Raw genomic sequence first — 14623 nt, 5'->3', positions numbered from 1 at the left:
GCAAATGGTAACGGAAAAAACGTTAAGAACGTGTGAAAAAGGACATGAGTACTATAAAAGTAGCGATTGTCCAACTTGCCCAACCTGTGAGAAAGAGAGAACGCCAAAAGAAGGGTTTCTTTCCCTTCTTTCAGCGCCAGCAAGAAGGGCGCTAGAGCATCATGGAATTCACACTGTAGAAGAACTCTCAAAGTATAGTGAGAAAGAAGTTTTAAAACTGCATGGTATGGGACCTGCGTCGATGCCGAAGCTTAGAAAGGCTTTGGAGGAACAAGGATTATCATTTAAATAAAAAGAGTGCTATGCTCTTCTAGAAGAAATAGAAAAGAGTCCATCACGTTAGATGGACTCTTTTACTATCTACCTATAAAGAGTAATTACAGGGCAACTGTTTGATTAAGCTGTTCCAATCTGGTCTTGATCCGCCACATCAGAATCAAACGTATTTGTTGCACTAACACCGTTAAAAGTATTTACGACAAATCCAACATTGGAAGCTCCGGATCCATTATAAGCTTTCGTATTTTCTTTCGGAGACACGTTATAAAAATCCCCTAAATTAAAAGAACCATTACTGTTTTGAACGACGAGATTTCCAACAACAGAAGGCATACCATCCACCTACTTTACTAAGCTTTTTAATTACTATATGAATTATTGAGCGGAAGGTTCATCCGTAATATATTGACGGATTTGCATAATACGAGAGTTATTAAAAACATAATCAACATTTCCGATTTGAAAGCAACCAGAATTTAAAAGTGTTCGCAATTCAACATTATTTACTTCAATAAAAGGACATTCATTTACAATGTTTAAATTTACATCTGTCGTTCGTTTTGGGATTGTGATGTGTTCATCTGTAAAGATTTCAAATGCGTCTAAGCGACCTTCGTCTTTTATATAACAAGGAAATTCCCGGTGAACGGCAAGAGCTCTACTTTTTAATTCCATTTGATTTGCATCCCCAACTTGAAATACGGCAGCGATCCCTAACGAAACAATAGAAACATTTTGGACAATAGACACGTGATGTAACATAATTTCTCAGTCTCCTTAACCTGGAGTAGGAGGGACATCTGTTACTAATGGCACAAATGGACCCTCTGTAACAGTTTCAAACGGCGTATCAAGAATAGAAGATAGAATGAGGAAATTTGCATCCCCAATTAAAAAGAGTGCGGACGACGATACACCGTTCATTTTAATCTGTCCGACTTTGAACTCGCGGTTTACAACGTTAAGGTTCATACATACTTACTCCTTTCGGAAATTGCCCGGTATGTGTTGAATAAAAGAGAGGAAGGCTTTGTCGATATCGTGTTTCATAGCTTGAATAATGATATCTCGTAAATAATCTGGATCTGTTGAAATCCCTTCATGTGATTGTGCTTGTGATAAATAATAAGGAAGTCTATGCTCCATCTGTTTTTTTATGTCATCAACCATCATTTGTCGATACATTTCATCGAGTGGCGTTCTCTCTTCCTGTTCAAAATGGAGAATTCGATTATATGCTTCTTCATCTAAGTAGCGATGCATTTCCTGAAGAATGCCTTGGTAAAAATCTGGATTTGTGTCAGTTTCAGGATTGACCTTCAAAGTTTCCGTATCAACTTGAAAATCCTCAATTTGCTGTCCTTTTGTTGAAAAGGGATTTAATCCAATATTTAAAGTGCCATTTAAATTTTCTACTTTTAATTGATCGAATTTATATTCCACTTTTCCTATAGAAGAGGAGGGGCGACTTTTTAATTCATTAAGCTCTTCTTGTAATTGACGAACTTGATCTTCTAAGTTAAGAATGGTCGCTTGTTGTGCTTGAAGAGCTTGTTGAAGTTGGTGTAAGTAAGTATATATATCTTGATTCATTTGTGAAACCTCCTTTTCAATAGGGAGGGTAAATATATTCCTACTATATATTTATGACAAGGATGTCTTAAGAAGAACTAGTTGATGGTTTGATAGAAATAATTTGTCCTTTCGCCTGTAATGGGCGAAGGGGCTCTGTAAATCCGCCAGTATTTGAGAATTTAGATAGTGCTTTAATACTTCCAGCAGTACCAATTTGGAATACAGAAGAGGTTGTAATGCTATCAATTTTAATACTGTTAATGATGATGCTTTGGTTTACATAAAAATTCAATACAATCGCCCCCTTTAAGTTGAACCAATTATCGCTTGATCAACGACATCTGAATCATTGACAGTCGTTGCGCTTTGATAATTGTAGACAGAAACGTTATCTCCAACATTAAAAGAGCCGGCCCCAGCGAAAGCGCGTGAATAACTAATAGGCCTAATCGCAAATACATCTCCAATATGAAAAATACCACTTGATCCAATATTAACGATACGAATATGTCCGACCATAGCTGGCATACAAAACACCTTTCGTTTTTAAAATTTTCTTTTCTACTATTGTATGGGCGTTTTTAATAAAATGTGTGTTTTTTTGAAATAAAAGAAACACACACGTTATTGCGTGTGTGTATCGAGTGTTTGATTAGGGTGAAAATCCGTATGTACATGCCAAATTGCATTTAAGAGCCTGTCCAGTTCTTGGCTACAATCCACTGTTTTTTGAGAAGTCATTCCGTAGCGTTCAGCAAAATAAATCATTTTTTCACGTTTTTTTTCAATCGCTTGCTCAAACATTGAAATCGGCTCCATCTCTAAATGAAATTTTTAGTATATATGTAGTACATATTATACAAAAAAAACATAAAAAAGAAATGCATTCGCTAAAAAAAGTAAAATTTCTACATTTTATGCCAAATGATAAAGGAGTAACGAATCGGATATGAGAAGAATATTGTAAAAATTAGCGTGTATGAGAAGGTTTTTTTCTTACAGATGCGAATACAATTAAAAGGTATGAGTTTTAGGATGGAGAGTGGAAATGTTGCGTTTGGTAACGGCGAAAAAAGAAGAAAAGGTATTTGTAGGTATTGTGGATGAAGAGGAAGAACAGGTATTGCACTTAAGAGAAGCGCAAAGGCAAAAGGGAGAAAAGGTTACAATCCCTATTACAATGTTAGAATGTATTGAAAGAGGAACCGAATGTGTTGAAAAAATGTGTGAAATTGTCAATTGGGCGAAGGAAAATGAAGGAACGGCGTATTACCCGTTAACTGAGGTGAAAATATTAGCACCAATTCCAAGGCCAAGAAAGAATATTCTTTGCGTTGGAAAAAATTATCGTGAGCATGCGATGGAAATGGGCGGCGTAGAGTCAATTCCAGAAAATATAATGATCTTTACGAAAGCACCAACGACAGTGATTGGAATGGATGAAAAAATTAATAGTCATCCCCACGCAACAAATGAATTAGACTATGAAGGAGAACTAGCTATCGTCATTGGTAAGCGAGGGAAACAAATAAAAAAAGAAAAAGCGCTTGAGCATGTTTTTGGTTATACCATTATAAATGATATAACTGCTCGCGATATTCAAAGGAAGCATAAGCAATTTTTCCTTGGAAAAAGTTTCGATACATTTTGTCCGATGGGACCGTATTTAATTCATAAATCGATGGTTAGTGCGCCAAATGCGTTACACATTGAAACGGTAGTAAATGGAGAAGTAAGACAAACTTCAAATACAAATAAAATGATTTTTTCAATAGAAGAAATCATTTCAACGATAAGTAAAGGAATGACATTAGAACCAGGAGATATTATCGCAACAGGAACCCCGGCTGGTGTTGGAAAAGGTTTCACACCACCGAAGTTTTTGCATGCCGGTGATGAAGTAGTTATTACAGTAGAAGGAATTGGTACTTTGCGAAATGTAGTGAAGTGAAGAAAAGAGCTATCTTATTAATAGATAGCTCTTTTCTATGGTCTTGGGTGATAGAGGTAATCGATAACGGAAAAAGTGTAAAGACCAATGACTGCAAGTGTACAAATGCCAAATAGTATAACCGTAAGTGCGCTTTTTTCGCGTCCAAAACCAATGATAGTAAGAATAACAGTAGTCCAAAATGATGCTTTCAGTAGTGTGAATGTAGTGGGAGTTGAGTAGTGACTAAGCGATGTTACGGAAAGTAGGAAGCCAAAGAATGTAACTAAAAGAAAAGTTGTAGCTAAATAGTTAATATGTTTGCCGTATCTTAATAACATATCGCACCTCCTTTATGAATTTAAAATACAGAAAATTACAATTTTATTTTAGTATAAATCAATATAAAATGAAAGAGGTTGTCCCAACATGTAGGACAACCTCTCTATTATTACGATAATACAGCTTTAATTTTTTGGAATGCCCACTCTAAATCTTCTTCAGAGATTACTAGAGGTGGTGCGATACGAATTACGTTTTCGTGTGTTTCTTTACATAACAGTCCAGCTGCTTTTAGTTGTTCACAGTAAGGGCGAGCTGGCTCGTTTAATTCGATACCGATAAATAAACCTTTACCGCGAACTTCAGTAATCATTGGGTTATCAATTTCTTTTAATTGTCCAACTAATTTTTCACCTAATTGAAGAGAACGCTCTGTTAATTTTTCTTCTTCTAACACTTCAAGAGCTGCGATAGAAACAGCGCATGCAAGTGGATTACCACCGAATGTAGAACCGTGAGAACCTGGCTCAAATACCCCTAAAATGTCGCGGTTTGCTGCAACGCAAGAGATTGGGAATACGCCGCCGCCAAGCGCTTTACCAAGTATGTACATGTCAGGAGTTACACCGTCCCAGTCACAAGCAAATACTTTACCAGTACGGCCTAAGCCAGTTTGGATTTCATCTGCTACGAATAAAACGTTTTCTTTTTTACATACTTCAAGAGCTTCTTTTAAGAAACCAGCTGGGGGGATGTTAATCCCTGCTTCACCTTGGATTGGCTCTAAAATGAATGCAGCTGTGTTTGGTGTAATAGCAGCTTTTAACGCTTCTAAATCACCGTAAGGAATTACAACGATGCCAGGAAGCATCGGACCGAATCCGCGCTTGTACTCTTCGTTTGAAGACATAGAAACAGCACCCATCGTACGTCCGTGGAAGTTATCTTCACAAACGATAATTTCAGCACGGTTTGCTTCTACTTTCTTCACATCATAAGCCCAGCGGCGAGCTGTTTTAATTGCAGTTTCAACAGCTTCTGCACCTGTATTCATTGGAAGTACCATTTCTTTATTAGTTAGTTTCGCAACTTTTTCGTACCAAGGACCTAATTGATCGCTATGGAAAGCACGAGAAGTTAACGTAACACGATTAGCTTGGTCAATTAAAGCGTTAATAATTTTTGGGTGACGATGACCTTGGTTTACTGCCGAATATGCACTTAATAAGTCCATATAGCGGTTTCCTTCAGGATCTTCTACCCAAACGCCTTCTGCTTTAGAAATAACGATTGGAAGTGGGTGATAGTTATTTGCCCCGTATGTGTCTGTAAGTTCGATAATATCCTTAGTTTGAATCATGATTGTTCCCCCTTTTGTTATTACAAGAAGTTTGTAAATACTCTAAATATTATATCATTTAAATGTAAAAAAGCGAAACATTTCCTGAAAATAAATGAACATGTTATCATATAGAATGAAAAAGTGTGAAAAGAGGAGGTAAGGGATACGATGGTACATATGCATATTACAGCATGGGCGTTAGGTTTAATTTTATTCTTTGTTGCGTATTCACTTTATTCAGCAGGAAGAAAAGGGAAAGGTGTACATATGGGGCTTCGTCTTATGTACATTATCATTATTGTGACAGGTTTCATGTTGTACATGGGTATTATGAAGACTGCAACAAGTAACATGCACATGTGGTATGGTTTAAAAATGCTAGCTGGTATTTTAGTTATCGCTGGAATGGAAATGGTTCTTGTGAAAATGAGCAAGAACAAGGCAACGAGGGCATTCTGGGGATTATTTATTATCGCGCTTGTAGCGGTATTTTACCTTGGACTGAAATTACCGATTGGTTGGCAAGTATTCTAATAAAGAAAATAAAACCACCTTATAATCTCAAATGTTTGGGAGATAAGGTGGTTTTTTATTTTATGTTGCATCGATATGCAACTCTTCTCCGTTTACTTTCGTAAAGCGAAACATATTTTTATTTGACGTAGCGTGACGAACGAAATGGTGCTGCAGTGAACAAATCATTTCTTCGTTATCGAATAAAAGAATATTTACTCCTTCACATGTTTCCTCTTTCGGTAAGAAGGATAAATAATTATGACAATACATGCAATCATATAAAGAGTAATGAAGTGATTGCAATGATTCTGTTAATAAGGTAAAAACAGAATCAGGTAACTCCTCAAGCCATTCCTTATAGCTAAGAAGTAATTTTTTTCGAATTCGTATCATTTCCCCGTTTTGCAGGTGATGCTGTTCGTCGGCGATTTGTAATACATCTTGTTCATAGAAACGCGCTGGTAGCCAGTTGTTGTTATATAAAATCTCAAAGCCATCTTCGGCAATCTCTTCTAATAAAAATGCTTCCTCATTTTCGTCATCAAAGAATATCCATTCATTGTTTATATATTCTACATTACCGACTGTATGAGCGCGGGGCTGGTTATATAAAATATGTTTACGTTGTATCATACACGATTTCTCCTTTATGAAAAGTAGTTATCTCTGTTATAGACAGTTCGTGCATTCTTTATAACTAGACACATCCGGACATAGGTGGGCATACAATAAAACACGTTTTACTGAGTGAAAATGCTATTCCATATGTGGATAGTAGGTTATCGTCAAGTTTGTCATTTTTTTGATCCGCACTTTTAGAGTGGGGTTACTGTACGTTCAAGAAAAGAAATAAGATGGAAGGATGATTTATATGTGCGGGATTACAGGATGGGTGGATTATAAACGCTCATTAGAAGGAGAACGGGACGTCGTTACGAAGATGGCTGAGACGTTAGCGAAGCGTGGTCCAGATGATAATAAAGTTTGGATTAAAGGCAATGTTGCATTTGGACATAAACGGTTAATCGTTGTTGATCCTGAAGGCGGGAAACAACCGATGACTTGTTTAAAAGGTGAAACGAATTATGCAATTTGCTATAACGGTGAACTGTATAATACGGAAGATATTCGAAAGGAACTATTAAGAAGAGGATATACGTTCAAAGGTCACTCTGATACGGAAGTATTGTTAGCTTCTTATATCGAATGGAAAGAAGAATGTGTCGATCATTTAAACGGTATATATGCGTTTGCTGTATGGGATGAACAGAAAGAACAAGTGTTTATTGCGCGCGATCGATTAGGGGTAAAACCACTATTTTATAAATATGACAGTGGGCGATTACTATTTGGCTCAGAGTTAAAAGCGATATTGGCGCATCCAGATGTGAAGGCGGAAGTGACGTTAGAAGGATTATCTGAAATATTTGGCCTTGGACCATCTAGAACGCCTGGTCACGGTATATATGCTGGTATAAAAGAATTACGTCCAGGTCATGCGATGACATTTTCGAAGAACGGTTTATGTATATGGAGATATTGGAATGTAGAAAGTAAAAAGCATGAAGATTCCTTTGAAGAAACAGTAGAAAAAACACGCTTTTTATTACAAGATTCGATTACAAGGCAGCTCGTTTCTGATGTACCATTATGCACTTTTTTATCAGGCGGTGTAGATTCAAGCGCTATAACAGCAATTGCTGCGAAAGAATACGAAAGATCGGGAAAAGGGCAATTACACACGTATTCGATTGATTACGAAGATAATGACAAATACTTTAAAGCAAATGCGTTTCAGCCAAATTCAGATGCACCATTTATTCATTTGATGACTGAAACGTTTCAAACAATCCATCATCGCTGCGTCATTTCAAATGAACAATTAGCGCAGTATTTAACAGAAGCAGTGCTCGTTCGCGATTTACCTGGTATGGCAGATATCGATTCGTCATTATTATGGTTTTGTCGTGAGATTAAACAAGATTTTGTCGTCGGTTTATCTGGGGAATGTGCAGATGAAATATTTGGTGGTTATCCGTGGTTTTATAGAGAAGATGATTTACAATCGAGCGCATTTCCGTGGATGCGTTCTACAGAAGCGCGTGAACAATTGCTAAAGAAAGAATGGAGAAATAAATTAAATTTACAACAATATGTACAGCAGCGCTATGAAGAGTCCATTCAAGAAGTTCCTATTTTAGATGGGGAAAGTCCGCTAGAAGCGAAAAGACGCCAATTATTTTATTTAAATATGGTATGGTTTATGACAACATTATTAGACAGAAAAGACCGTATGAGTATGGGGGCGAGCTTAGAAGTACGCGTTCCATTTGCAGATCATCGTCTTGTCGAATATGCGTGGAATATTCCTTGGGAAATGAAAATGTATAAAAACCGCGAAAAAGGTCTATTGCGTAAAGCGTTAGAAGGATTACTTCCAAATGAAATCTTATATAGAAAGAAGAGCCCGTATCCGAAAACACATAATCCGCACTATACGAAAGCAGTGACAGTATGGCTACAAGATTTATTAACAGATAAAGGCTCGATTTTACACGAGCTATTTGATAAAGAACAGCTGAGCGGATTAATTGAGTCAGGCGGCAGTGCATTCCAAACGCCATGGTATGGTCAATTAATGACTGGGCCACAACTTTTAGCTCATTTAGCACAAATTCACGTTTGGTTTAAAGAATATGGAGTAAATATTAAAGAATAGGAGAAAAGCGACTTACTTTATAAGTAAGTCGCTTTTTATTAAATAAATTGTCATATAAAATTCAAAATCATATTAGAAAAAATACTTATTTAGAATAATTATCTTTACGTACTTATTATTAGTTGTTATAATTGGAAACAAATGTTCTTGAAAAAGATTCTCATTTATAAAATTGAGGTGTTATATAGATGAAAAAGAAAAAAATAGGTTTACTCGTAATGGCGTATGGAACGCCGGATTCATTAGATGAAGTAGAGGCATATTATACACATATTCGTCATGGGCGTAAGCCATCAGAAGAAGCACTCCAAGATTTAATTGGACGCTATAAAGCGATTGGTGGAATTTCACCGCTTGCAAAAATTACGAAAGAGCAAGCGCATAAATTAACAGACTCAATGAATAATATGTTTACAGAGTATGAATTTAATTGTTACTTAGGCTTAAAACATACTGCTCCGTTTATAGAAGATGCAGTAGAAGAGATGAAGCGCGATGGAATTGAGCAAGCAATTAGTATCGTATTAGCGCCGCATTATTCTACCTTTAGCATTAAGGCATATAACGAGCGTGCAATTCGTCTCTCGGAGGAAATAGGTGGTCCTGTTATTGAGCCGATTGACCAATGGTACGATGAACCGAAATTTATTTCGTATTGGGCAGATCAAATAAAAGAAACATTTACAAAGATTGAAGATAAAGAGAAAGCAGTTGTAATTTTTTCAGCGCATAGTTTACCAGAGAAAATTATTGCAGCGGGTGATCCTTATGTGAAGCAATTGCAGCATACGGCGGATTTAATCGCAGCAGCTGCAAACATTCAAAATTATACAATAGGTTGGCAAAGTGCCGGAAATACATCTGATCCATGGATTGGACCGGATGTACAAGATTTAACGAGAGATTTATTTGAAGAGCATAGATATAAATCTTTCATATATTGCCCAGTTGGTTTTGTGGCAGAGCATTTAGAAGTTTTATATGACAACGATTACGAGTGTAAAGTTGTGACGGATGAATTAAATGCTGCGTATTTTAGACCAAATATGCCGAATGCACAATCTACATTTATTGATTGTTTAGCTACAATTGTTTCCAGAAAAATGAAAGAAATAGTTGACAAAGAACTAATTTTGAATAATAATTAATTTATAATAATTTTAAATAAATAATAATTACTATGAAAGAAAGAGGAGGATCCCCCTAGATGAATCCAAATAATCGCTTAACAACAAACCAAGGTGCTCCGGTCGGAGATAACCAAAATTCTCGTACAGCTGGTCGCCGTGGACCGGTATTATTAGAAGACTATCATTTAGTAGAAAAATTGGCTCACTTTGATCGTGAACGTATTCCAGAGCGTGTTGTGCACGCACGTGGTGCAGGTGCTCACGGTGTATTCGTTACGAAAAATAGCATGAAGCAATATACGAAAGCAGCATTTTTACAAAATGAAGGAACTGAAACGCCTGTATTTGTTCGTTTTTCAACGGTTATTCATGGTCAAGGTTCTCCTGAAACAGCACGTGATCCACGCGGTTTCGCTGTTAAATTTTATACAGAAGAAGGAAATTACGATATTGTAGGTAACCATTTACCAGTCTTCTTCATTCGTGATGCAATTAAATTCCCTGATATGGTGCATTCTTTAAAACCTGCACCTGATACAAATATTCAAACACCAGATCGTTACTGGGATTTCATGACGTTAAGTCCAGAATCTACACATATGATGACATGGGTATTTTCTGATTACGGTACACCAGCAAGCTATCGTGAAATGGAAGGTTTCGGTGTACATTCATTCAAATGGATTAATGCAGAAGGTAAAATCGTCTACATTAAATATCATTGGAAGCCACAGCAAGGTGTACGTAACTTAAGTGCAAAAGAAGTGCAAGAAGTACAAGGAAAAGACTTCAACCATGCAACTCGTGACTTATTCGATGCAATCGAAAAAGGAAATTACCCGAAATGGGATTTACACGTACAAGTGATGCAACTAGATGAAATGGATTCTTTAGACTTTGATCCACTGGACCCAACGAAAGTATGGCCAGAAGATCGTTTCCCGTTAATGGAAGTAGGGACAATGACGTTAAATCGTAACCCGAAAAACTTCTTTGCGGAAGTAGAACAAGTGGCGTTCTCTCCAAGTGCAACTGTAAATGGTATTGAACCATCTGAAGATAAATTATTACAAGGTCGTTTATTCTCTTATCCAGATACACAGCGTTATCGCCTTGGTGCAAACTACTTACAAATTCCTGTAAACTGCCCATATGCAGCTGTTCATAACCAACAACGTGATGGTGCGATGCAAATCAATCAAAACCCATCTACAATTAACTATGAACCGAGCCGTCATGCTGAAAATCCAGTTGAAGACCCAGCTTACCGCGATTCAACTATGAAAGTAGAAGGCTATGTATCTCGTGAGAAAATTGACAAACCAAATGATTTCAAACAAGCGGGTGAGCGTTACCGTTCATTCTCTAAAGAAGAGCAAGACAACTTAATTGCAAACTTAACAAATGACTTAAAAGACGTAAATGAACGTACGAAATTATTAGCTATTTGTAACTTCTTCCGTGCAGATCAAGAGTACGGTATGCGTTTAGCGCAAGCATTAAACGTTGATATTACGCAATATGTAGGAAATGCTCCGAAATAAATTGGAAAAGACGACTGTTATGAAACGGTCGTCTTTTTTGTTTATGTAAAGTTACACGCGGGTATTCTTCAGTTTCATTATGTCGGAATTTGTTGGTAAATCGATATATCGTGTCGAAACGTCGATATATTGAAATAATCGCTGATATATTTGAAAAATCGTCGATATATCCGAAGAATCGTTGATATATTTACAGGAATACTAGCTGGGGTATGCAGTGCCGATAAATGCAAAAAGAGATGCAATCTACTATCAATAGATTGCATCTCTTTTTTAGTTCACTCGCTCAGTATATTCATAAGCTTTCTCTCCATGCATTGAAATATCAAGTCCCATATATTCCTCGTGCTCATCTACCCGGACAGGGAGGAAGAAGTTAATTGCTTTAATAATCGCGTACGTCATTATAATTGTGAACGCATATGTTGCGCCGATTGCTACAAGTTGTTTCAACAGCAGCGCGGCGTTCCCGTAAAATAATCCGTTAGCGCCATCGCCGTTTACTGCAGTAGTTGCAAATAGTCCTGTCGCAATGCCGCCCCAAGTTCCGCCGATGCCGTGACATCCAAATGCATCGAGTGTATCGTCGTATCCGAATTTTGTTTTTAAGAAAAAGACCGCTCCGAAGCATAATACGCCGCCAATTGCTCCGATAAGAAGAGCTGAGAAAGGTGTAACGAACCCGCAAGCTGGTGTAATAGCGACTAGACCGGAAACAACGCCGCAAGCAGCTCCCATCGCGGTCGGTTTTGATTGGAAGAACCACTCTGAAAGCATCCAAGTTAATGCGGAGGCAGCGGCAGCTATATTTGTATTAATAAATGCAGTTAAAGCTACATCATTTAAAGATAATGCGCTTCCGACGTTAAAACCGAACCAGCCGAACCATAGCAGCCCAGCGCCTAACATCGTAAATGGTAAATGATGAGGAGACGAACCGTTTATGTTTTTGCGTTTTCCAAGGAAAATAGCTAATACGAGGCCAGCCACGCCAGATGTAATATGAACGACATTACCGCCAGCGAAGTCTAATGCGCCAAGTTCTCTTAGCCATCCACCAACGCCCCATACCCAATGAGCGACAGGATTGTAAACGATTGTTGTCCATAGAAGGATGAAAATAAGGAAAGCTGAAAATCGCATTCTTTCGGCAAATGCTCCTGAAATTAGAGCGGGGGTTAGAATAGCAAACATGAGTTGAAACATCATAAATAAATTGTGAGGAATAGTAGATGAGTAGTCTGGATTTGGTGCGTAGCTAACTCCGTTTAAACCGAACCAATCGAATGTGCCGATAAGTCCGTGCCAATCTGGTCCGAATGATAAAGAATAACCAATTACAATCCATTGAATCGAAACGATAGCCATTGCGCTATAACTATGCATTGTCGTACTGAGTACGTTTTTACTGCGAACCATACCTCCATAAAAAAGTGCTAATCCTGGTGTCATTAACATGACCATTACTGTCGCTACAAACATAAAAACCGTATCTCCTGTATTCATTCTCTCTCCTCCTGTAATGTTAGAAAAAATAACATCGATTTGTTATGTTTCATATCATATTCGAAATAAAAAGAAAAATCAACTAAAAATTCAGAAAATTTTATGTGTATGTTAGAAAACCTAACATGTATTAATTTGATAAGAATGAAATCAACGTATGCGATTCGTTTGGATAATTGGTATAATATTCTTACAATTAAAATACATGGGGGATGCGTGTGGGGAAAATACATACTAGGAAACTATTCATTTGTTTTTGTTTAGCTGTCGTTTTGTTTGTACCAATACATACATTTGCAGACGAAAAAAGAGAGTGGCGAGACGAAGTTATATATTCCATTATGATTGATCGTTTTAATAATGGGGAACCGAAAAATGACAAACAGTTAGAAGTTGGCAATTTAGAAGGATATCAGGGCGGAGATATAAGAGGTATTATAAAAAGAATGGATTACATAAAAAAAATGGGATTTACTACTGTTATGCTTTCGCCGCTTTTTGAAAGTGTAAAATACGATGGGTTAGACGTGCGCAATTTTCAGAAGGTAAATGAACATTTCGGAACAGAAAATGATGTGAAAGAACTTTTGCAAGAAGCTCATGCAAAAGGAATGAAAGTTGTATTTCAATTTCCACTTGGTGAAAACGAACAACAAGTAATCGATTCGATGAAATGGTGGATCAAAGAAGTTGATTTAGATGCAAGTTATGTAATACATAGTGAAAAAAAATCACCTGCTTTTTGGGATGATGTGCAAAAAGATATGCAAGTGATAAAGAAAGATTTTCGAGTTATGACAAAAGAAGATAGTGAATACAACGAAAAAATAGTAGATGCGTTTTCCAAAGCGGACGTATCGGTGAAACCTTTATATGATGTAAGTAAAAAAGACGGAGCAGCCGCTACATTTTTAGATAATCAAGATACAAAAAGATTTGCTCGTATTGCAAAAGAGAATATGAATTATCCACCATCTCGTTTGAAACTAGCTCTTACATATTTATTAACAACACCAGGTATTCCGAATTTTTATTACGGAACTGAAATTGCATTGGATGGAGGAGGTACGCCAGATAATAGACGATTAATGGACTTCAAATCAGATGAAAAGTTTATGCAACATATAACGAAACTCGGTGAGCTTAGACAAGCGAGGCCATCTTTACGCCGCGGTACGTTTGAGCTTCTATACGATAAAGATGGAATGAGTGTACTAAAGAGAAAGTATAAAGATGAAGTGACAGTAGTAGCGATTAATAATACGAAAGAAACACAAAAAGTTGCTTTACCTGCAAGTGCGATTGGTGAAAAACAAGAGCTAAGGGGATTGTTAGAAGATGAAATTATAAGAGAAGAAAACGGAAAATTTTATCTCGTTTTAAAGCGTGAGGAATCGAATGTGTATAAAGTTAACGGGGAAACAGGTGTGAATTGGCTATTTATTTCTTTAATCGTCGGTGTGAACGTATTGTTTATTGCTTTTTTAATTGTGGTTAAAAAGAGGCGGAAATAAGGGGATATTCTCTTTTGTGTTCAATTAAAAGTGCGTGATGAGGTGAGATGTTTAAGTCTTCTTATCGTATTCGTAATTCTGTATTTTGGGGATAACAGTGACGATGGGGAATTTGTTTGGTGGGACAGGCTAAGGAGAAAACTTTCTCTCTAGTCTGTTTTTCTTTGAAGTAAGACTCTCACCTCGAAATGCAACTGAGCAAAGAAGTAAAAAAAAATCGATAGAAGAAACAATAATTGAAAATATACTAATTTTACATTACATTAAAGGGTGAAAAGTATTTTGT

18 protein-coding genes are annotated in these 14623 nt (G+C 36.9%); 7 read left to right on the top strand and 11 right to left on the bottom strand.

Annotation, left to right across the window (positions count from 1 at the left end; all coding sequences use genetic code 11):
- Positions 1 to 4 precede the first annotated feature (4 nt).
- Positions 5 to 292, top strand: a complete 288-nt coding sequence (locus ACTFNE_RS17340; RefSeq protein ID WP_000255720.1) for an RNA polymerase alpha subunit C-terminal domain-containing protein — start codon at positions 5 to 7, stop codon at positions 290 to 292.
- 104 nt (positions 293 to 396) lie between these two features.
- Here ACTFNE_RS17340 and gerPF read toward each other — a convergent pair whose 3' ends face one another.
- From gerPF to ACTFNE_RS17305, 7 genes are all read right to left on the bottom strand, one after another.
- A complete protein-coding gene (gene gerPF, locus ACTFNE_RS17335; RefSeq protein WP_001141566.1) occupies positions 397 to 612 on the bottom strand; it encodes a spore germination protein GerPF in 216 nt (71 codons plus the stop codon).
- A gap of 42 nt (positions 613 to 654) precedes the next feature.
- Positions 655 to 1041, bottom strand: a complete 387-nt coding sequence (locus tag ACTFNE_RS17330; protein ID WP_270706013.1) for a spore germination protein GerPE — start codon at positions 1039 to 1041, stop codon at positions 655 to 657.
- 15 nt (positions 1042 to 1056) lie between these two features.
- Positions 1057 to 1251 carry a spore germination protein GerPD gene (gerPD, locus tag ACTFNE_RS17325; RefSeq protein WP_001052802.1) on the bottom strand — a complete coding sequence of 65 codons (195 nt, stop codon included), beginning with the start codon at positions 1249 to 1251 and terminating at the stop codon, positions 1057 to 1059.
- Between the two features lie 6 nt (positions 1252 to 1257).
- Positions 1258 to 1872 carry a spore germination protein GerPC gene (gerPC, locus tag ACTFNE_RS17320; protein ID WP_001070747.1) on the bottom strand — a complete coding sequence of 205 codons (615 nt, stop codon included), beginning with the start codon at positions 1870 to 1872 and terminating at the stop codon, positions 1258 to 1260.
- Between the two features lie 67 nt (positions 1873 to 1939).
- Entirely contained in the window at positions 1940 to 2146 is a 207-nt protein-coding gene (gene gerPB, locus ACTFNE_RS17315) for a spore germination protein GerPB (RefSeq protein WP_001012508.1), read from the bottom strand.
- A gap of 14 nt (positions 2147 to 2160) precedes the next feature.
- Positions 2161 to 2382: a spore germination protein GerPA gene (gerPA, locus tag ACTFNE_RS17310; RefSeq protein ID WP_001111188.1), complete on the bottom strand. Its 222-nt coding sequence runs from the start codon at positions 2380 to 2382 to the stop codon at positions 2161 to 2163.
- 96 nt (positions 2383 to 2478) lie between these two features.
- Positions 2479 to 2658 (bottom strand): aspartyl-phosphate phosphatase Spo0E family protein, encoded by a 180-nt coding sequence (locus tag ACTFNE_RS17305; protein ID WP_000462840.1) that lies wholly within the window; start codon positions 2656 to 2658, stop codon positions 2479 to 2481.
- Positions 2659 to 2902: 244 nt separating this feature from the next.
- Between ACTFNE_RS17305 and ACTFNE_RS17300 the strand changes: the two genes are divergently transcribed.
- Entirely contained in the window at positions 2903 to 3805 is a 903-nt protein-coding gene (locus ACTFNE_RS17300; protein WP_270706014.1) for a fumarylacetoacetate hydrolase family protein, read from the top strand.
- 35 nt (positions 3806 to 3840) lie between these two features.
- On the opposite strand, the gene ACTFNE_RS17295 is transcribed toward ACTFNE_RS17300, so the two are convergent.
- Both ACTFNE_RS17295 and rocD read right to left on the bottom strand, forming a co-directional pair.
- A complete protein-coding gene (locus ACTFNE_RS17295) occupies positions 3841 to 4125 on the bottom strand; it encodes a hypothetical protein (protein ID WP_000926868.1) in 285 nt (94 codons plus the stop codon).
- A gap of 110 nt (positions 4126 to 4235) precedes the next feature.
- Positions 4236 to 5426: an ornithine aminotransferase gene (rocD, locus tag ACTFNE_RS17290; protein WP_000616655.1), complete on the bottom strand. Its 1191-nt coding sequence runs from the start codon at positions 5424 to 5426 to the stop codon at positions 4236 to 4238.
- A gap of 150 nt (positions 5427 to 5576) precedes the next feature.
- On the opposite strand from rocD, the gene ACTFNE_RS17285 reads away from it, so the two are divergent.
- Complete coding sequence (locus ACTFNE_RS17285; RefSeq protein WP_270706015.1) at positions 5577 to 5942, top strand: YisL family protein; 366 nt, start codon at positions 5577 to 5579, stop codon at positions 5940 to 5942.
- Positions 5943 to 6002: 60 nt separating this feature from the next.
- Here ACTFNE_RS17285 and ACTFNE_RS17280 read toward each other — a convergent pair whose 3' ends face one another.
- Positions 6003 to 6557, bottom strand: a complete 555-nt coding sequence (locus ACTFNE_RS17280; protein WP_000616042.1) for a DUF2777 domain-containing protein — start codon at positions 6555 to 6557, stop codon at positions 6003 to 6005.
- Positions 6558 to 6795: 238 nt separating this feature from the next.
- On the opposite strand from ACTFNE_RS17280, the gene asnB reads away from it, so the two are divergent.
- The 3 genes from asnB to katB all read left to right on the top strand — a co-directional run bounded on the left by asnB (position 6796) and on the right by katB (position 11317).
- On the top strand, positions 6796 to 8643 hold the full coding sequence (asnB, locus tag ACTFNE_RS17275; protein WP_270706016.1) for an asparagine synthase (glutamine-hydrolyzing): 1848 nt from the start codon (positions 6796 to 6798) through the stop codon (positions 8641 to 8643).
- A 188-nt stretch (positions 8644 to 8831) separates the two neighbouring features.
- A complete protein-coding gene (gene hemH / locus ACTFNE_RS17270; protein ID WP_046198611.1) occupies positions 8832 to 9791 on the top strand; it encodes a ferrochelatase in 960 nt (319 codons plus the stop codon).
- Positions 9792 to 9850: 59 nt separating this feature from the next.
- The gene (katB, locus tag ACTFNE_RS17265; protein ID WP_046198610.1) at positions 9851 to 11317 is read left to right on the top strand and encodes a catalase KatB; all 1467 of its coding nucleotides are present in this window, start codon (positions 9851 to 9853) and stop codon (positions 11315 to 11317) included.
- Between the two features lie 273 nt (positions 11318 to 11590).
- Here the strand turns inward: katB and ACTFNE_RS17260 are convergent, their stop codons facing one another.
- On the bottom strand, positions 11591 to 12823 hold the full coding sequence (locus ACTFNE_RS17260; protein WP_046198609.1) for an ammonium transporter: 1233 nt from the start codon (positions 12821 to 12823) through the stop codon (positions 11591 to 11593).
- 212 nt (positions 12824 to 13035) lie between these two features.
- Here ACTFNE_RS17260 and ACTFNE_RS17255 point away from each other — a divergent pair, with 212 nt between their 5' ends.
- The gene (locus tag ACTFNE_RS17255) at positions 13036 to 14337 is read left to right on the top strand and encodes an alpha-amylase family glycosyl hydrolase (RefSeq protein WP_052737346.1); all 1302 of its coding nucleotides are present in this window, start codon (positions 13036 to 13038) and stop codon (positions 14335 to 14337) included.
- Positions 14338 to 14623 lie beyond the last annotated feature (286 nt).

This window comes from Bacillus cereus group sp. MYBKT111-2, from assembly GCF_051915205.1.
GTDB lineage: Bacteria > Bacillota > Bacilli > Bacillales > Bacillaceae_G > Bacillus_A > Bacillus_A paranthracis.
Note: the sequence above shows the minus strand (reverse complement) of the source record. Positions and strands in the feature narration are given on the sequence as shown.